Genomic DNA, 18,456 nt, shown 5'->3' on the forward strand with positions numbered 1-18,456 from the left:
ACGGATGGAACAATTATTTGGGCTCGTCTCTCACGACGTTTCGCAATACCCCGACACCTGAAATCTCCACTTCGGCTACATCTCCTGGCTTCATCCAGAGGGGTGGTGAGCGCTTAGCGCCGACGCCCCCCGGCGTTCCGGTCACCAATACGTCGCCTGGAGTAAGCGGCAATATGGTGGAGCAGTACGCGATCAGAGACGGAATATCGGTGATCATCAAATCCGTTCTTGTCTGCTGGACGACAGCGCCATTGAGGCGGGTAGTTAGCGTCAAATCAGTCGGGTCGGGTATTTCGTCCGCTGTTACAAGCCAGGGGCCAAAGGCTCCTGTGCCGGCGAATGTCTTGCCTGGAAGGAATTGGCTTGTGTGACTCTGCCAGTCACGAACGCTTCCATCGTTGTAGCAGCTATAGCCTGCGACGTGAGACAGTGCGTCAGCGCTTGAGATATGCCTCCCTCCTTTCCCGATCACCACGGCAAGCTCGCCTTCGTAGTCGAAACGTTCAGAGACTTTCGGACGGATCAGAGCTTCACCGTGCGCAACCTGACTTCCCGGCCACCGCGCGAACAGAACTGGGTGCTCTGTTTGAGCCCTGCCTGTCTCTGCCACATGATCGCGGTAATTGAGTCCAACGCAGATGATCTTGTCGGGATTGGGAATTACCGGCGCAAGCGTCAGGTCCGCCAGTAAAAAGTCCGGTTCGCTTTGAGCGACAATTCGCTCGATTTCCTTGAGCGCTACGCCTGCGAGCGCATCACGTAGTGTCGGGGCGAGTTCGCCGTATCGCTTGCCCAGGTCAACTACCCCTTCGCCTCGTACTGCGCCATACCCGGGAACGTTGCCCTTAGTAAACGATATAAGTTTCATCTGGATTCCTACCTTTTTCAAAAAGACGTGCTATTAAGAACGACTGGACGATTGACCCGTCGAGCTAAGGCTGCCCGTCAGAGAACCCGGCCAACGACCGGGAGCTGCTGCAGACCGCAACGCGCTGCGCGGGTGCCCGCAGCACGCGCTCTATCGGGAAGACCACGTCGCGGCCATCGAGTCATGGATCTGCAACGCGCGCGCGACTGGTACAACCTGGGCGCCCATCGCTCACCCGAGGTGGTGGCCGAAGAAGCGCAGGGTGCGGTCCCAGGCCATCTGCGCCCACGCGGCGTCGTACTGCGCGATCGCGTCCCGCCCGGGACCCTGCGCTGTCTCGTTCGCGAAGCCGTGCTGCGCGAGGTAGCGGTGGCCGGTGTAGGCGACCTTTGCTGCCCGGAGCTTCTGCTCGAGCGCGTCGACGCCAGCGATCGCGAACGCGCCGTCCTGCGTCGCCCAGTGCGCGAGCAGGGGCGCGTGGATACTCGACGCGTTGACCAGTTCGAGCGGGGGGTAGCCGTACCAGACGACGCCGGCGTCAGCCTCCGGCGCCATCGACAGCGCGAGCACAGTCAGCCCACCTCCCATGCAATATCCGGTGACCCCGACCTTTGCGCTGCCCGTGGCCTTCAGGTACTGCAATGCACCGCGCACATCCTGCGCCGCGGCGTCGCTGAAGTTCAGCCCCGACATCAGGTGGTGCGCCTCCTCCACCTCGACAGTCGACTTGCCGCGATACAGGTCGGGGACCAGCGCGCGGTAGCCGGCGGCGGCGAGCCTGTCGGCAACGCCGCGGATCTGACGGTTCAGCCCCCACCATTCCTGGATGACGACGACAGCGGGCGCGCCAGCGGCGGCTTCGGGTTCGGCGAGGTAGCCCTGGACGGTCTCGCCGTCGGGGCGCTTGAACTCGATCGTCGTTCGCATTCGGGTCTCCATTTGATTCACTATCTATTTCGATTCTGTTCGTCGTCCGAAGGGGCTTACCGATGTGGTTAGCCGGACGAGGTCGACCCCTGATGGGGAAGCGCGGCCCCTTCGCAACGTGTTTTCCATCGCTTATCGAGGGGAAGCGCTCCTGCTCCCGTGCTCCCAGACGAAGCATCGCCAGTTGGCGACTAGTGACTTTCGCGCGTCCTGAACTGATGCCACTGTGCGGAGTCGGTGACCTGCTGCAGCGCCGCCACCCGAGCGCCTCGCACGGTGAAGATGTGGGCGAATGCCGCGTACACCGGCGCGGCGCCCTCGCGGGCCTCGCCCACGTAGCGGCCGAGCACCAGCACCCGATCGTCGTCAAACGGAATGAATTCGGTCACTTCCCCTGTCATATTGAACAGGGTCCAGATGCGACCCCAGATCTCGGTGACCGCCTTTTCGTTGCCGTGATATACGCCGCCAAGGCCATGTGGCAGGCCTTCGGTGGCTGTGCCGATAAAGTCATCCGTCAGCACCGGCAAGACGTTGGACGTATCGTGGGTGGCCGCAGCGCCATAGAAGCGTTGGACCACAGCGAGGTTGTGCTCGCGCCGTGCCAATCGTTCAGGTGTATTCGGGTTCGTGATTTCAGACATTGCTGTGTTCCTTTTCATTGCTAAGGTTGAAGGCTCTTCAAGCGCCGACATACATCGAGGTCAGGTACTCGTATGCAGACATTGCTTCTGGCCCGAACTCCCGGCCCTGCCCGCTAGCCTTGATGCCGCCGAAGGGCGAGCCGATGGCCAGCGGATAACCGTTGATGCCGACGGTGCCAGTGCGCACGCGGCGGGCGACACGCTTGGCACGCTCCACATCGGCGCTGAACACACTGCCGCCGAGACCGTAGATGGAGTCATTGGCGATGCGCACCGCGTCGTCCTCGTCGTCGTAGGGAATCACCGCCAGCACCGGGCCGAAGATCTCCTCGCGTGCGATCGTGGCGGTATTGTCGACGTCTGCGAACACGGTCGGCTCTACGAACCAGCCGCAATCCAGTCCCGCCGGTCGGCCTCCGCCCGTGACAAGCCGGCCCTCGGTACGGCCGCGCGCGATGAAGCCTTCGACCCGTTCGCGGTGTTCGGCGGTGGCCATCGGACCGATCTGCGTCGTCCGCTCGAGCGCTGGACCGACCGTCTGCGACGCGGCCATCGTCGCCACCGCATCAACCACCTGCTTGTAGCGGCTGCGCGGCGCAAGCACACGGCTGCACGCAACGCAGGTTTGGCCCTGGTTCATCATCGTGATGAACTGCAGGTTCGGCATGATCGTGTCGAGGTCGGCATCGTCGAGCACGATTGCCGCCGACTTGCCGCCCAGCTCCAGGCTCACGGGGCGAAGCATCTCCGCGCAAACCCGGCCGACCTCACGCCCCGCGGCGGTCGATCCGGTGAACGCCACCTTGTCAATGCCCGGATGGCCGACCAGGTACCCGCCGACGGTGCGATCCCCCGGTACCCAGTTAATGACCCCGGCCGGCAGTCCGGCCTCCAGTGCAGCGTCGGCAAGCAGGTAACTGTCCAGCGCAGTGTTCGGCGACGGTTTTACTACCAGAGTGCAACCCGCGGCCAATGCCGGCGCGATCTTGCTGATGGCCAGCACGACCGGATAGTTCCACGGCACGATGGCCGCGCAGACGCCGATCGGATTGCGCCGAACGATGGTCTCGCGGCCCAGTTGCGACGGCCGCGTCTCCTCGATCTCACGACGGGCCGCCAGGTCGGCGTAGTAGCGCAGCATGCCGATCGCGAAACCGCCCTCGAAGGCCTCTGCGAGGTTAATTGGCATGCCGTTTTGCCTGCTCACGGTCGTTGCCAGGTCTGCGGCTCGCGCCTGCAACGCATCGGCGAAGCGGTGCATCGCCGCCGCGCGCACGGCCGGGGTGGTGGTGGCCCAGCCGGAGTGGTCGAAGGCTTGACGAGCCGCCTCGACCGCACGATCGATGTCGGAGGGCGTCGCCTCGGGGATGCTGCCGAGCGGCAGTTGCGTCGACGCGTCGACCAGGTCGACGCGCTTGCTCGAGGCCGGTGCGCGCCACTCTCCGCCGATGAAGAAGGCGGTGTGATTGGTAGTCATGGGCTTGTCTCCCGTCGCGATGATTGTTTGGGTTTGCTGCGCCGACCGTCTCAGTTCAAATCAACAGCTGCGACTGACGGGTGAGTACGGCCGGTCGCCGCAGCCTTTGGCGCCTCCGCGGCTGGCCGGGGGATCTGCGCGAGAAAGTCATCGATCAGCGCACGGACGTCATCCTCGTCGGCGGCCACGCCGAACAGGTAATGGTCCGGGCGCGCCAGCAGCGTGGTCGCGCCCGTGGTCGCCCAGAAATTCCGATAGGTGCCGTCCAGGTCGACCAGCTCGGCGCTATCGTCGTCGGCCACGCGCAGCACGTGAACGCCGAGTTCGCCGAGTCGGTTCAGCCGCTCCCGGCCGAGCACTTCGGCGACCGGCAGCGAACTGATCAGCTGCCCGCCGTACCCGGTCAGGTCGTCCAGCCGGCCTTCGCCCTGCCCCCGACGGACCAACCCTTGCGGTGCCAGCTGCCCGGCGTGGGATGCCAGCGCGCCCGCGGAGTCGCGGTGCAGTACGCCGGCCACCAGGCCCTCGATCGGCGGGAATTTAATGAGCCCGGCGCGGGTCGCGGCGTCGCGCTCCGCGGCCTTCTGCGGGTCGAGTTCGTTGACGTACTGGAACGTCGCCAGCGAGCCGTGGACGAAGAACGCCGAGTGCGGCAGGCGCTCGGGCTCGTACGTGTCCATCAGCGACTCGTCGGCCGCGCCGCGGAGCACGAGCCGGAGCTTCCAGGCAAGGTTGGCGGCATCGCGCATCGCGCAACACGCGCCCTGCCCCATGTATGGGGTCATCGCGTGTGCGGCGTCCCCGCCGATGAACACGCGGCCGACCCGGAAGGAGCGCGCCAGCTGCGAGCGGAACCGGTAGGCGATCCGGCGCGTCAACCGCACGTCCGCCGGGGTGAGGCCGAATCGCTCCTCAATGAACGCGTAGCCATGCTCTTCGGACAACAACTCATCGAGGTCCTCCTCCGGCAGCAGCCGCACGTCGGTGCGGCAGCGATTGGCGCCGTTCGGCCCTGCATAGAAGGGGCGCACCGGGTCCATCCGGAAGTGGCTTCGCGTGACGATCTCCGGCAGGGGGCGCAGCGCGTCGAAGTCGGTCATGATCCAGCGCTCGTCGTGCTGGTGAATCACGTCGAGCTCGATGCCGACCGCCTCACGGACGAAGCTGCTCGCGCCGTCGAAGCCGAGCAGGTAGCGGGCCGAGACAATCTCCGTGCGGGGCGGCACACCGTCCTGCGCCGCGATCTCGATGGTGACGCGCACTCCACCGTCGCACTGCTCTATGGCCGTCGCCCGACTGCCCCACCGAACCTCCACCGACGGGCACCCGGCGATCCGCCGCTCCATTGCGGCCTCGATGTTGGGCTGGTGCAGCGAGTAGTGCGATGGGTGACCGCCGATCGTGTAGTCCCAGTCGATCGGCGGCACCGGCTCTCCGTCGGCGCCGAACAGCAGGATGTTCGGCGCCTTGATGGCGTCCTGCATCGCCTCCACCGGATTGGCCGCATGCTGCAATACCCTGGCGATTTCCCCGTCCAGCGTGCTCATGCGGGGCTGGCCATAGGGCGCGAGCGCCTTGTCGATCGCCAGCACCCGGTGCCCGGCCTGGCCAATGAGCGAGGCGGCGACCTCCCCGCCCGGCCCAAACCCCACGATGACCACGTCCACATCGACTGTCATCCCACTCTCCTTAGGTGTTGTCATGCTGACTCGCCTTCTCACGTTGTTGTGCTACCGCCGGCCGGTGCGGGCGCGGCCCCGCGACGAGCTGCCTTACGCCGCGTCGCCCGCATCGGCGCGCGGGTAGTCGGTGTAGCCCTTCGCCCCGGGCGTATAGAAGGTGGAAGGATCCGGGTCGTTAAGCTTGATGCCGGCCTTCATGCGCTCGATCAGGTCCGGATTTGCCAGCCAGGCGCGGCCGAAGGCCACCAGGTCGCCGTGGCCGTCGCGCAGCGCCTTCTCCGCGCTTTCGCGATCGAAGAACCCGCCCGAGGCGATGAACGTGCCGCCGAAGGCCGCGCGCAGGCCGGTCTTGAACGCTGCCGGCACTTCCGGCGCGCCCATCGCCGAATGGTCGACCAGGTGCAGGTACGCCAGCTTCAGCGCGCCCAGTTCACGCGCCAGCGTCAGGTACTGCTCCTCCAGGCCGTTGAACGCGCCGGTGTTATTGAATACGCCATACGGCGACAAGCGGATGCCGACGCGCGCGGCGCCGATCTCGGCCGCCGTGGCGCGCGCCACTTCGAGCACAAAACGGTTGCGGTTCCCAGCTGAGCCGCCGTAGGCGTCGGTGCGGGTGTTGACATTGGCGTTCAGGAACTGGTCCAGCAGGTAGCCGTTGGCCGCATGCAGCTCGATGCCGTCGAAGCCCGCTTCGAGCGCCAGCCTGGCCGCGTTCACGTACTCGCTCACGGCGTGGGCAAGGTCCGCCTCGGTCATCGCGCGCGGCGTGCTGTGCGGCTGCATGCCGTGCGCGTCGGTGTAGATCTCGCCCTCGAGCGCCAGGGCGACCGGGCCGACCACCTCGGCGCCGGCGGGCAGGTTGGCCACGTGTGATACGCGGCCGGCGTGCATCAGTTGCACGAAGATCCTGGCGCCCTGCGCGTGCACGCCGTCCGTGACCTTGTGCCAGCCGGCGACGTGAGCTGCATTGAACAGACCCGGCATGCGCGGATAGCCGAGGCCGTTGGGCGAAGGCGACGTGCCCTCGGCAATGATCAGGCCGGCGCCGGCGCGCTGCGTGTAGTACTCGGCCGCCAGATCATTGGGCGTGTTCGCGTCGACCGCGCGGTTGCGCGTCAGCGGCGCCATCACGACACGGTTCTTCAGGGACAGCGAGGGACTGGTGAAGGGTTCGAATAACATTGGTTTCGTTCCTGCGTTGGGTTAGAGCGAAGCTTGTTGCCGTGCTCCGCTTCGTTGGGAATGCCGCCCGTGGTCTGCGCTTCGTTGTCGTGCGCTGTCCAGCACCGATAGCGCCAGTTCGACGGCGTGCTGCAGGTGCGCTTTGCCGGACGGGTGCACCCGCTCATAGTCAGGCCGGCCGTCACGGCCAGGCAGCCCTGCGTCACGGCCTGACCCGGGCTAGTGCTGCTTATCGGGAAGCCTTTGTCAGTTCCGCGTTGTCGAGCCAGAGGGTGTGCACCCCGGTCGGCAGGCGCATCGGCAGGCTCACCGTGGCGACGGGACCGGCGCCAAGGTCGGCGGTGTCGACGATGACAAGGTCGTTCAGCATGGTGTTCCAGCGGTCAACGAGCATGATCAGCCAGCCGTCGCCTTCGGGAGCATCGGGGCCGCGCGGGATGAAGAGCGGCTCCTGGATGCTTGACTGTCGGCCGGGAACGAACCGCGAGACCACACGGTTTTCGACGAAGTCGTAGCGGATGACGGCATTCAGGCCCATCGCCCTCAGATTGCTATCGGAGCTGTCCAGGTCGAGCTCGCCGTCGTGCGGATGGACAATGGCGGCAAAGCCAACACGGTGGCGGGCGGTCTGTTTCCGGGGGTCGACACTCGGGTAATCGGCGTAGTTGTTGTCGAGGATGTGTTCCTGGAAGCCGGCGTCGGGATTGTTGTAGTCCAGTGTCCAGCGGGTGATACGGGTGACGGTCTTTGGTGGGTCGATCGGACTGCCGTACGTGTCGGGGTAGAAGCACGGAGCGCTGATCGCCTCGCCCACGCACGCGTCGATAGTGATCGTCGTACCGTCGTTACTGGAATTAAAGAAGTGGTAGGCCCAGCGCGGGGGGCCGGTGAACCAGCGCACGTTGGCGGCCGTCCCTCGGCGTGGCATGACGCCCAGATAGGTGTCGCATTTCGGGTCCCAGCGCCAATGCTGGCCGCCCGCCTTTAGCCGGTCGAGGTCGGCGGTGGCAGGGAACACTGTGAAGATCACGTAGTCGTCGCTGACCACAAAGTCGTGCATGAACCCAACGTACGGGGCCTGCAGCCAAACTTCGTGGGTAATCTGGCCGTCCCGGCCGGCGACGTAGTAGGCGATGTCGCGGGTGGCCAGTCCTTTAGCCTCGTAGCCGAAGAAGAACATCTCACCGGTTCGCTGGTCGATCTTCGGGTGCGCAGTGAACGTCTTGCTTGTCAGCTTGCCGTTGAAGGCCCATTCGCCCTGCGTCTCCAGGGTGACCGGATCGACGGCGACCGGGCGTGCGTCCTCCTTGAGGGTTAGCAGCTTCCCACCACTAAAGACGAACGCCGTGTTGGCATTGCCCCGATTGACACCGGCCACCGACGGGTCGTCGGTGAACGGGTTCCGGTAGGCGCCAAACAGCGCGCGGCGTGCGCTCCGCTCCGCGCGCAGCTTTTCCGTCATTACGTAGCGGCTGCGGTAGTCGACGTGGCCGTCCGCGATGGTGAACATCCGGATCATGCCGTCGCCGTTGAAGAAGACGTCGTCGCCGAGGCGGGGCGAGAACTGCGTGTCGGCCGCCATCGTGTAGAAGCGACCGTTCAGCTCACGCGGGACGGAGCCCTGCACTACCTCGAGGTCGAAGATGTCGCCCTCGATCCGCGTCGGACGGATCCAGCCCTGAAACCTCGGCACGTCCGGGAACGGCAGCCCTGGTCGGTGTGTAACGGGAAAGACGGCTGCTTGCTCGACAGTGGTGGACATGGGATCTCCTTTGCTTGAATTAGCTCTGTCAGTGGAAACAACTGCTGCTGCATGGACGATGAAGTTGACGGCGCGTGCGAGCCGGCATGAATGCGTCCGTTCTGCGCCGAGCCGGCTGCCTGGGCTCGTACGTGCCTATCAGCGGCCCGTCAGCGGTGCCGCACGCCAGAAGCGGTAGCTTCCAGGCGCGGTTAGCGGCGTCGCCATTGCGTGACCCCGGCCCCTGGCCCATGTATGGCGGTATCGCATGTGCGGCGTGCCCGCCAATGAACGGACGGGGCTGGGCCCAGCCGTCCGTACTGCTCAGGCGCCTCGTTGTCCGGCCATCGCCCGGCACGTCGCGCACCAGGACGCGCAAGCGCGAAGCAGGCGTCGGCTCACTGCATTGGGGGTGGTAAGCGCCCAACGAACACCTCGCGCCGACATGCAGCTGCACCGCCGGTGAACTCTCGCGCGCAGCGCAGAGACGAATCAGCGGTGCTCCTGGCCGCAGTGGGCAGGTGACGTGAGTCGGAGTTTCGATCGTGCTCATGGGAGGTCGGGCTGACGTCACGTCGCTGCCTGTGGTATTGACGTTTAAGATCACTGTTGAACACTAGTGTACACGGCGAGCTAGTAATGTTCATCATCGATTACCCTTGGTTCCCTCGCTGTCACACCGTTTTCTCATTAGTGAACGAGTTGGTGGCTCTCGAGGCGCCGGCTCGACGAACTTGTCAGAGCGAGCGCTCCCCCGGCTGCGAAAGGGCAACCAGACGGCCCCGCTAAAGTTCGTCGGCAAGGATGGATATCGCGCGGGTGAGGGTCGGGTAAAGGAAACCGAGGCACCGGCAGTCGCCCGCCCCGTACCTGGTCGCGCTCAAGGTCGCGATACGCTTGTGGCCGCAAGCGGCGTGGAAACCTTAGGCAATTAGCCGAAGGCTTTGCGGTAGCCAGCGGCCGACGAAGCCGGTGGCAATAATGGATAACGGCGAACGCGGTGCAGGCGTGCGCATCGACATGGCGCGGCAGGTCGTGCGCACTGACGTTTATTGGGATCGCCGTGCCGGAGCCCGTTTCTACGCTGATCGTCCGGTCACATTGTTGTAGCTCGCATAGTCGTAACCGCCGCGGCCGTTGATCGTGTCGTTCGGGAAATGGCCGCGGGAACCGCCCGTAGTCCCCGGTCCATGCTTGCGGGTCTGCAGAACAGACGCGATCCCCTGGTACGCCGCACCACGGGGCGCGCGGACGCAGCCTAGGCTGGGTACCGGTTCGCCTGCCCGATCACCCGCAGCACGGGTCAATTGAGCGACACCGCGCTGCCGGAAGCTCAGTTCACAAGGTCCCGCCTGGGATGGCGGGCATGCTGGTGCAGTCGTTCTGGACCGCGGACGCCGTGCCCTGCTGACCGACGTTCGACGCCAGAGTCGTCTCGACAGGGGCAGCTCCGACGGATCAAGCGCCTGGACGTCGCCGAGGATTCTAATGACTGAACGTCAAAGCGGAAGTGGACCGGGATGTCCGGCGGAAGATGCAGTTTGCGACGCTGATGTTTCGCGGGGCGCACAAGGACGGGCACTTTGTTCACTAGCGCAAAGAAAAACGAACACGGTGGGTTACGCGCATTCGGGCAGAGGCGGCAATTCGGCCGCCGCGTAGCGTCGGGCAGCGGCGACCTCCACGCCGAGACCGCGCAGGACCAGCTCTGCGGTATCAGAACCAGCGTCGCGCCACGTGCGATGGCCGTCGAGGACGAGAACGATCGAGGCGAACACGGCGCCAGCGACCAGGGCGATTGCCGAATGCAGTTGGTCTGGCCGGAAGTCATACCGATGCTGCTCCAGCCCATCGTCGAGCACGTCCCGTATCGTCGGTCCGGTCCACATGGTCTGCGTCTGTAGTGCGCCGCGACTGAAGGCGAAGCGGCTCAGGAAGCGGCCCCATTGCGGCTCTTCGTGGGCGCGACGGATGAAGTAACGGATACCGTTTGCCAGTCGCTGTACCGGGTCCGGGACATCCGCGAAGCTTGCAACGACCCGCACGTGCATTTCTTCCGCCATCCGGGTGGCGACGGTTTCGAACAGCGCCTGGGGCGACGGAACATGGTTATAGACGGTCCCTCGTGCGATTCCGGCCGCCTGGGCCAGCTCACTGATAGTTACCTGAGTCTCGCCCTTCTCGGCGAAAAGCTCGAATGCGGCCCGATGAATACGTGCAACGAGCTGAGAATTTTGTTCCATAGATGCACCGTTGGTATCGTGTGCATATTTGAACACAATTGTCCGCAGGTGCGCAGGATTTGCGCGCGTTGGGAAAATGGATGTCCCACCGTGAGCGCGAAAATCCTGCGTGGTCTTGTCAGCCGGGTGTCGGCGCTGTCGCGATTTGAAGAATTCGCCCTAGGCGATGAACGCGCGGCCGAAGGCCGCGTGCAAAGAGTCTTGGACGCTGTCGGCGCCTTGCGCATGCCCATCGCCGAATTGGTCGACCGCCAAGTTGACAGCGCCGCTCGCCCACATACCGTGTTGCGTGACCATGCTTCGTTACTTCAGGCCGAGCCGCTTGCCGATCCGGCTCAGGTTGGCCGGATCGAGGCCAAGTTCGCGAGCCGCGGATGCCCAGTTCTGGTTATGCCGCGCCAGGGCATCGACCACCATCGCACGCTCGAATGCTGCAACCGCTTCGCGAAAATTCGTTGCGACCGCTTCGCCCGCTTCGGATGCCATGCCCCTCGGCGCGCTGGCCCGGGGCGCATCGTCGGATAACGCCAGATCGGCCGCACTCAGGCTCAGGATGCGCGGGCGCGTACGGTGCGCCGCCAGCGCGCGTAACGCGCTGCGGCCGACCAGGTGCTCGAACTCACGGACATTGCCGGGCCACGGGTACCGCAGCAGCGCGCTCTGCGCGTCGGCAGCCAGTCGCAGACTCAGCAGACCGAGGCGCGCCCGGTTCTCCTCAAGAAAGAAGCCTGCCAGGAGCAGCACGTCACGGCCGCGCTCGCGCAAAGGCGGCACACGCAGCGGATACACGCTCAGCCGATGGTACAGATCGGCACGAAAGCGCCCTGCCCTGACCTCCTCGGCCAGATCGCGGTTCGTCGCCGCAACGAGACGCACATCGACCTTGTGATCGCTATCGGAGCCGATGCGCTGCAACTGCCCGTTCTGCAGTACGCGCAGCAGCTTGGCCTGCATTGCCAGCGGCAATTCGCCCACTTCGTCGAGAAAGATCGTGCCGCCGTCGGCGAGTTCGAACTTGCCGCGACGGTTTAATGTGGCACGGTTCGTGTGTATAGAGGTGCAGCAGCCATGGGCTGAAGTTTCAACCGACACCAAGGAACCCGCAAGATGCTTTCTGCCGAATACCGCGCAATTATCAAGGCTACCGTACCGCTTCTGGAAAGCGGCGGAGAAGCGCTCACCACGCATTTCTATACCCTGATGATCAACGAGCACCCCGAAGTACGTCCGCTCTTCAATCAGGCCCATCAGGTCAGCGGCGAGCAGCCGCGCGCACTCGCCAACGGCGTATTGATGTATGCGCGTCATATCGATCAGCTCGAGAAGCTGGGTGGTCTGGTCGCGCAGATCATCAACAAGCACGTCGCGTTGAATATCCTGCCCGAACATTACCCGATCGTCGGGAAATGTCTGCTCAGATCGATCCGCGAAGTGCTCGGTGCCGAGATTGCGACAGACGAAGTGCTCGCTGCCTGGGCTGCCGCGTATCAGCAACTGGCCGATCTGCTGATTGGCCTCGAAGAACAGATCTACAGCGACAAGGAAAACGCGCCCGGCGGATGGCGCGACACACGGGCATTCCGCGTCGCCCGCAAGGTGCAGGAAAGCGACGAGATCACGTCGTTCTATCTGGAGCCGGCCGATGGCGCAGCGTTGCTCGCGTTCCAGCCAGGGCAGTATATCGGTCTGCGGCTGGTGATCGACGGCGAAGAAGTTCGCCGCAATTATTCCCTTTCAGCTGCTGAGAACGGCCGCAACTACCGCATCAGTGTCAAGCGCGAGCCAGGTGGCAAGGTGTCGAACTATCTGCACGATCGTGTCAACGAAAGCGACGTACTGGATCTGTATGCGCCTTCGGGTGACTTCCTGCTCGAACCCAACGACAAGCCGCTGGTGCTGATCAGCGGCGGCGTTGGCATCACGCCGACGCTTTCGATGCTCGAAGCCGCGCTCGGCACCGAACGCCCGGTGCATTTCATCCACGCGGCACGTCATGGTGGCGTTCATGCGTTCCGCGCCAGGGTCGAGGCACTGGCCGACCAGCATCCGCAGCTTCAGCGCTTCTATTGCTACGAGCAGGAGCGGGCTGGCGACATCGAGGCGCATGCGATCGGCTTCATCGATGAGGCGCTGCTCAATGCGTGGCTGCCGCCGACGCGCGATGTCGACGTCTATTTTCTTGGGCCAACGCCCTTCATGAAGGCGGTGAAAAAGCATCTGAAGACCGTGGGCGTGCCGGAGTCGCAGAGTCGTTACGAGTTCTTCGGCCCTGCCGCTGCGCTTGAATGACACGGCGGTAACGCGCGCCCAGCCGCGTGCGTTCGGCCTGCTGACGCTGCTCGCGCGCCTGGCGGGCTGTTTCAAGCCGCTCCTGATGACTGTGCAGCTCGTAAAAGAACCGGCGCTTCTTGCGGTACTGCCGCTCACCGGTCAGGACGATCGCGGCGCCGATCTCCAGCAGCCGGTCTTCCAGTTTTCCGTCTTCGCCGTCGCTCCAGAACAGGCACTCTTCGGCTTCATCAGCTGCCAGTGGGTGACCTCGACCTCAATGGCTATCGGTTCGTCCTTCGGGTCATGAACCGGGCGTTTGCGGGGCCGCAGGGTCGCCAGCGTCTCCACCTTCAGCGCCGCATGCTGGCAGCCGACATGGGCGCTGAGCTCGCGTGCTTCGCGCCCCCGCACCGAACACTGCACCTCGAGTCGGGCCAGCAGCAGGAACAGGTTGCTCAGGAACGCCAGCCGCCGCTGCTCGAGGCGGCTCTCAAAGGGGGGTTGTCCCACGCGTACGGTTTTTCGCCGCAGCTTCTCGGCGGGCGTCGTCCTCGCGCAGCAGTCGCGCGATCTGCGGGTGCGCGTTGTCGTATAGGACTACCGTGCGCGGCCAACTTCGTCGTGTTTTCGAAAGTCTCTTCAGCCCCGCGCATTCCGGCCGTCAACGGTCCTGGTCGAACATTAATGGCCAAGGCTTTTGCGCCGGCCCGTTCCGGGCCCGGCTTTTTTCTTCCCGCCAGAGGGCCGTCCCAATAAGAGGTTGGCTAGGCAAGTGCGGCCCGGCGAAACGAACGTACCCAGGTCGTTTTATGGCTTCCAACACCTCCGCAGCCTTGTTGCGTTCGGTCGTATCGCGGATGTCTCCCGAAGCCCACGACCACTGCTGCTTTCATCCCGGATCGCGTCCGTAATGCGAGCCGCAGAAGTGCGGTGCGTCTTAATTCTCCGTAAGACTCCTGGTGATGAGCCGTAACCTCGCGTGGACAATGACGCACCGCGGTCAGGCGCGGCTTCTGCCGGGCGAATTGGTACTTGTTACCACCGAGCGCATATCCTTGCTGCGTACCAGGCTTTGCGCCATCATGCAAAACAGTTGTCCGGTCCGGTTGCGGCCGCGCTTTACGTGTTTCTTGCGTTTGCCGCTATCGCTGCTGCCCGGTGCCAGTCCCGTCCAGGCGGTGAAGTGTTTTTCAGTTGGCCAGACGCTCAGGTCGGTACCCACTTCACCGATCAGTTGCAGCACGCCATAGTTCGACAGCGCGGGCAGCTTCGTCAGATCCCGTCCGCCGCACATCTGTAGCTGCGATCGTGGTCACTGCCCGTAAATTGAATCCCCGAACAGATCCAGGGTCGTGCCACGCCGCTGCGCCGGCAGTGCTCCGCTGCGGACTTGGGCCACCACTTCCTGCGGCAGCCACACGTCTTCCATCGCGTCGATGCCCTTCTCGATCAACTGCTTGAGGAAAAACGACTGGCTGCGCCCTGTGATGTCCGCCAGCAGTCTCAATCGCTGTTCGATCGCCGCCTCGACGCGGACCGCGATGACGTGCGAGCTGTTCCCTGACTTCCTTCTCAACCTCGGCTCCTGATTGCATCTGTGCGCCGCAGACCGGCGCCTTCGCGCGCTGTTTTACCACAAGCGGACCGAACGGCGTTGGGTACCGGAGATTGCTGCCTGGACTCGCGCCGCGTCGACGGCGAAATGGTGTCCACGCCCGGTCCCATCCTAGCGTCGGGCGGAGTAAGGAAGTTACCGTCGATACGGATACCGCGCCATCCCTCACAAGGGTGTCCGCACACCAATCCGTGAAGATGCGTTTGCGAAAAAAATATCGCAAAACGAAGCTATCAAGATAAGTTTTCTTCTGTTTGCGGCGGCATTTCGTTGCATAAGTTGGGCAATACAACATGAGGCGGCTGATGAAGCGGCCGCGCCGGTCCGGCACTGATCAGTCATTGATGCAGAGCGCCGCGGCGACGAGCTATCCGTCACCGCCGTCTGCCGCGCGAACAGATCATGGCCCGCTGTCAGCCCGCTGTCAGGCACCGTTCACGGCATCCTTGAACGCCTTGCCCGCCGTGGACCTGACCGTCTTCGCCGCAGCGATCTGGATCTCGGCACCGGTCGCCGGGTTACGGCCGACCCGCGCTGCGCGCGCGCCCGTTGAAAACGAGCCAAACCTGGTCAGCTGCGCGGTGTCGCCTTGGGTGACCGCCGTCGTGATGGTGCCGATCAGCGCATCGAGGGTTTCGGCGGCCAACGCCCTGCTGGTACCGGTTTGCGCGGCGACGGCGTCAACGAGTTCCTGCTTGTTCATCTGGTTTCCCCCGTTAAGGTGATAGGAAGCCGCCCCCTACCCGATTCACTGGCCCGCGCGCAATGAGCGTTCAACGTCCGCAGTCGTGACCGATGCCCGGACAGGACAACCTCCAGTGCCAGGCCGTTGCTGCGGGTTGCGGCATCGACACCAACCGCGTGGTCCGACCGGGACTTCCGACCGGCCGACGGAAAATACGCGCAGTTGCATCGCCTCTTGGCGCGCTGGCCGCGATAATGTGGCTTATCACCGCAACGCCGCCGGTTCCCGCCTGAAATGCGGTCATCCAACGTGCGGCCTGTGTGTGAACTAGACTGGAAACGTTGCCGCAACACCGCTGCGTCCCGGTCCCGCCGGGCGCCGGAGAACTGTCATGGCCCGCCCCGCCGCCGTCTCCGCCGAGACCATCCGCACCACCGTGCTCGCGATGCTTGCCGAGGCGGGCGACCCCTCGCCCGCCAGCGGCGCGCGCTTCCGCCAGGCCGTGTCCGTGCGCAAGCTGCGCGCGCGGCTCGGCGCCGGCGACCCGGCGCTGCTGTCGCGCCACCTGAACGCGATCGAGGCCGAGTGCGTGCAGGCCGGTCTCGTGAACGTGGCAATGCCCGACCTGCCCCCCGGCATCGCGGAACAGATGCGCGCGCTCTGGCGGGCGGCCGTCGCGGTGCAGCTCGACGAGGTCGCGCAGCTCAGACGCGAAGCGCTCGGTCAGGCCGAAACGGCCGAAGCCGCAACCCGCGACGCCCGGCTTCGCGTCGATCTGCTGCGCGCCGAGATGGTCGCCCTGCGCGAGCAGATCAGCGCCAGGGACACCGAGCTGGCCACCGCGCGCGCCGAGCTCCGCACCGCCCTGAGCCAGACCGCCACGGTGAAAACGGCACTCGACGACGCCCGCGCCCAGCTTGCGGCCCTCACGACCGAGCTGGCCAGCCGGCAGCGGGCGCAGGCCGAAGCGCTCGCGGCCGTCCACGCACGCTACGAAGGCCTGTCGCGCCAGCTGCTGCAGGAAACCGCCCACCAGCGCGACGCCTGGCGCAGCGAGCGCGAGCGCCTGGGCACCGTCATCACCGAGGCGCAGGAGCGCACCCGGGCGCTGGAGGGCCTGCGCGAGCAGCTGCTCGCTGATCTCGCCCGTGAGCGTGAGGCCCGCCAGCAGGCCGCCGCCGAGGCGGCCGCGCTGGCTGCCGTGGTGGCCGAGCAGCGGCTGACCCTCACAGGCCTGCAGGACCGGCAGGACGGGATCCTGCGCCGCGCCACCCCAGCCGGCGCCGTGCGTCGCCCGGTACGGGGGACCCGTGGCGGGCTCACCCCGGCGGACACGGAATCCGCGGCCGGCACGCCCACGGACACCCCGCCTGCTGCCGCCCGCACCGCTGCCCGCACGGCCGCCCGCAAGACGGTGCGCCGGAGGCGATCATGACGGACGGGACCATCGACGCCGCGGCATCCCGCGGCGGCACAGCGGCTCACGGCGCCGCTGATGGCGCCCCTGACGGCGACTACAGCGTCTGGATCGATACCGCGGTGATGCCACCCCAGCGGTTACCACGTGAGACCGACGCCGCGCTCGCCTGGGTCGCCCAGGTCCTGGGCCATCCGGTCTACACGCGCTGGACCCTGACCGACCTGAAACGCGGGGCGGCGTCGCTGGCCGACGCGCGGCGCGACCACCCCGCGATCTTTGCCCTCCTGCTCGAACACGATGCCGCGGTCGAGTACTGGGCGCGCGGACGCCTGCACGTGGTCGCCGGCGACGTGGCCCCGCCGCCCGACCCGGTGCTCGGGCGCGTGCTGCGCCAGCACCGGCGCTTCCGGATGGACACCCCCGACACCGGATCGCCCGTCGCAGCCGGCGACGGATCGGGTGCCGTCAGCATGGCGGGCGTCAACGCGCAGGGCACCGTCACGCCCCCGCCCGGCCCCTGGCTCACCGTGCTGGCACGGGATCCGTCACCGCCGGACCACCGCACCTGGCTCGCGCGCGCCGGGCGTTTCGTGAATCCGTCGACCTTGACCAACACCCTCGGCGTCACCGACGACGCCCGTGCGGTGGCGCTCTTCCTGCAGGAACGCGCGGGCCACTCGCCGCATACGCTGCGCGCCTATGTCACCGAGCTGCGCCGCCTGATGACGTGGTGCGTCCACGCCCAGCGCGGACCGCTGTCGGACCTCACGCGCGCCGATCTGCAGGCGTGGCGGCGCAGCCTCGACGCCGCTTGCGCCCCGCTTGACCCGGAACCCGCTGCGGCACGGCCCGACAGACCGCTCAACCGACCGCCCAGCCCGGCCTCGCGAAGCCGGGCGCTCGCCGTGATCTCGAGCCTGTATCACTTCTGGCAGAAGACCGGGTATCTGATCGCGAACCCGGCCGCGGGCCTCTCGGGTGGCGCCGCCGCGCGCCGGGCCTGGACGCCGGCGCCCGCGCGCATGCTGCCGGCCGCGGCCCTCGCGCTGTGCGACGCCGTCATGGCCGGGGCGGCGCCCGACGGGCTCGCGCTCCTGCCATGGCGGCGCCGCGGCGCCGTATGGGCACTCTACCGGTATGCGGGGGTGCGGCTGGCGGAACTGGTGCTGGCGGAGGCGGAAGGCCTGCCGCGGCTCGAGCTCGAGGCGAAGGGCGACTGGACCCTGCATGTGCTCGGCAAGGGCGCGAAGCGCCGCGCCATTCCGCTGCCGGACACGTGCCTCGCGGCGCTGCGCGCGTACCGGCAGGCGCGCGGGCTGCCCGCTGAGCCCGTCACGGGGGAAGGCGGCCCGCTCATCCACAGCGAACGCGGCGCATCGCTCAGGCGCTCGGGGCTCGCGGCCGAGATCAAGGCGGTGTTCGGGGCGGCCGCCGCGCGCACCGCTCCGGGTGACCCGCTGAGAGAGGTGCTGGTGCGCGCCTCCACCCACTGGCTGCGCCACGGCTACGCGCGCACGATGGTGGTCGATCACCGCGTGCCGTTACCGGTGGTGCAGGAACTGCTGGGGCACGCGTCGGTGCAGACCACGGCCGCCTATGCGCGGACCGACCGCTCGCAGCTCAGGGGGTTTGTCGAGGAGAGTTTTCCACCCGCTTGAGCCGAACGGCTACGCTCCGGCTCAAGGTAGAGCAAGGACCACG

At 65.9% G+C, this 18,456-nt stretch carries 16 protein-coding genes and 1 pseudogene; 4 read left to right on the plus strand and 13 right to left on the minus strand.

Annotated elements, in window-relative coordinates; genetic code table 11:
• Window positions 1-13: 13 nt before the first annotated feature.
• The 10 genes and pseudogenes from F6X39_RS29055 to F6X39_RS29100 all read right to left on the minus strand — a co-directional run.
• Complete coding sequence (locus tag F6X39_RS29055) at window positions 14-868, minus strand: fumarylacetoacetate hydrolase family protein (protein ID WP_187619108.1); 855 nt, start codon at window positions 866-868, stop codon at window positions 14-16.
• A 231-nt stretch (window positions 869-1,099) separates the two neighbouring features.
• Window positions 1,100-1,795 carry a dienelactone hydrolase family protein gene (locus F6X39_RS29060; RefSeq protein WP_262414850.1) on the minus strand — a complete coding sequence of 232 codons (696 nt, stop codon included), beginning with the start codon at window positions 1,793-1,795 and terminating at the stop codon, window positions 1,100-1,102.
• 191 nt (window positions 1,796-1,986) lie between these two features.
• The gene (locus F6X39_RS29065) at window positions 1,987-2,439 is read right to left on the minus strand and encodes a nuclear transport factor 2 family protein (protein WP_187619110.1); all 453 of its coding nucleotides are present in this window, start codon (window positions 2,437-2,439) and stop codon (window positions 1,987-1,989) included.
• Window positions 2,440-2,476: 37 nt separating this feature from the next.
• Window positions 2,477-3,916: an aldehyde dehydrogenase gene (locus F6X39_RS29070; RefSeq protein WP_187619111.1), complete on the minus strand. Its 1,440-nt coding sequence runs from the start codon at window positions 3,914-3,916 to the stop codon at window positions 2,477-2,479.
• Window positions 3,917-3,966: 50 nt separating this feature from the next.
• Window positions 3,967-5,595 carry a bifunctional 3-(3-hydroxy-phenyl)propionate/3-hydroxycinnamic acid hydroxylase gene (locus F6X39_RS29075; protein ID WP_187619112.1) on the minus strand — a complete coding sequence of 543 codons (1,629 nt, stop codon included), beginning with the start codon at window positions 5,593-5,595 and terminating at the stop codon, window positions 3,967-3,969.
• 93 nt (window positions 5,596-5,688) lie between these two features.
• Window positions 5,689-6,780, minus strand: a complete 1,092-nt coding sequence (locus F6X39_RS29080) for an alkene reductase (RefSeq protein WP_187619113.1) — start codon at window positions 6,778-6,780, stop codon at window positions 5,689-5,691.
• 229 nt (window positions 6,781-7,009) lie between these two features.
• The gene (locus tag F6X39_RS29085) at window positions 7,010-8,542 is read right to left on the minus strand and encodes a carotenoid oxygenase family protein (protein WP_222945349.1); all 1,533 of its coding nucleotides are present in this window, start codon (window positions 8,540-8,542) and stop codon (window positions 7,010-7,012) included.
• A gap of 28 nt (window positions 8,543-8,570) precedes the next feature.
• On the minus strand, window positions 8,571-9,074 hold the full coding sequence (locus F6X39_RS37695; protein WP_187619114.1) for an FAD-dependent monooxygenase: 504 nt from the start codon (window positions 9,072-9,074) through the stop codon (window positions 8,571-8,573).
• A 1,066-nt stretch (window positions 9,075-10,140) separates the two neighbouring features.
• Window positions 10,141-10,764 carry a TetR/AcrR family transcriptional regulator gene (locus F6X39_RS29095; RefSeq protein WP_187619115.1) on the minus strand — a complete coding sequence of 208 codons (624 nt, stop codon included), beginning with the start codon at window positions 10,762-10,764 and terminating at the stop codon, window positions 10,141-10,143.
• Window positions 10,765-11,067: 303 nt separating this feature from the next.
• Window positions 11,068-11,802: pseudogene (locus F6X39_RS29100) on the minus strand (sigma 54-interacting transcriptional regulator); the annotation flags it as partial.
• 69 nt (window positions 11,803-11,871) lie between these two features.
• Here F6X39_RS29100 and hmpA point away from each other — a divergent pair.
• Window positions 11,872-13,053: an NO-inducible flavohemoprotein gene (gene hmpA, locus F6X39_RS29105; protein ID WP_187619117.1), complete on the plus strand. Its 1,182-nt coding sequence runs from the start codon at window positions 11,872-11,874 to the stop codon at window positions 13,051-13,053.
• Window positions 13,046-13,342, plus strand: coding sequence for a hypothetical protein (locus F6X39_RS29110; RefSeq protein ID WP_187619118.1), 297 nt, complete (start codon window positions 13,046-13,048; stop codon window positions 13,340-13,342). The genes hmpA and F6X39_RS29110 overlap by 8 nt, the downstream gene beginning before the upstream one ends.
• A 693-nt stretch (window positions 13,343-14,035) precedes the next feature.
• Here the strand turns inward: F6X39_RS29110 and F6X39_RS36395 are convergent.
• The 3 genes from F6X39_RS36395 to F6X39_RS29125 all read right to left on the minus strand — a co-directional run bounded on the left by F6X39_RS36395 (window position 14,036) and on the right by F6X39_RS29125 (window position 15,353).
• A complete protein-coding gene (locus F6X39_RS36395; RefSeq protein ID WP_222945350.1) occupies window positions 14,036-14,329 on the minus strand; it encodes an IS110 family transposase in 294 nt (97 codons plus the stop codon).
• Window positions 14,330-14,347: 18 nt separating this feature from the next.
• Window positions 14,348-14,542 carry a hypothetical protein gene (locus F6X39_RS29120; protein ID WP_316251736.1) on the minus strand — a complete coding sequence of 65 codons (195 nt, stop codon included), beginning with the start codon at window positions 14,540-14,542 and terminating at the stop codon, window positions 14,348-14,350.
• Between the two features lie 532 nt (window positions 14,543-15,074).
• The gene (locus F6X39_RS29125) at window positions 15,075-15,353 is read right to left on the minus strand and encodes an HU family DNA-binding protein (protein WP_187619120.1); all 279 of its coding nucleotides are present in this window, start codon (window positions 15,351-15,353) and stop codon (window positions 15,075-15,077) included.
• A gap of 373 nt (window positions 15,354-15,726) precedes the next feature.
• On the opposite strand from F6X39_RS29125, the gene F6X39_RS29130 reads away from it, so the two are divergent.
• Together F6X39_RS29130 and F6X39_RS29135 are read left to right on the plus strand one after the other, a co-directional pair.
• Window positions 15,727-16,770 (plus strand): DNA-binding protein, encoded by a 1,044-nt coding sequence (locus F6X39_RS29130; RefSeq protein ID WP_187619121.1) that lies wholly within the window; start codon window positions 15,727-15,729, stop codon window positions 16,768-16,770.
• Entirely contained in the window at window positions 16,767-18,413 is a 1,647-nt protein-coding gene (locus F6X39_RS29135; RefSeq protein WP_187619122.1) for a tyrosine-type recombinase/integrase, read from the plus strand. Before F6X39_RS29130 ends, F6X39_RS29135 begins: the two co-directional genes overlap by 4 nt.
• Window positions 18,414-18,456 lie beyond the last annotated feature (43 nt).

The sequence above is a fragment of the Paraburkholderia sp. UCT2 genome, assembly GCF_014397665.1.
Taxonomy (GTDB): domain Bacteria; phylum Pseudomonadota; class Gammaproteobacteria; order Burkholderiales; family Burkholderiaceae; genus Paraburkholderia; species Paraburkholderia tuberum.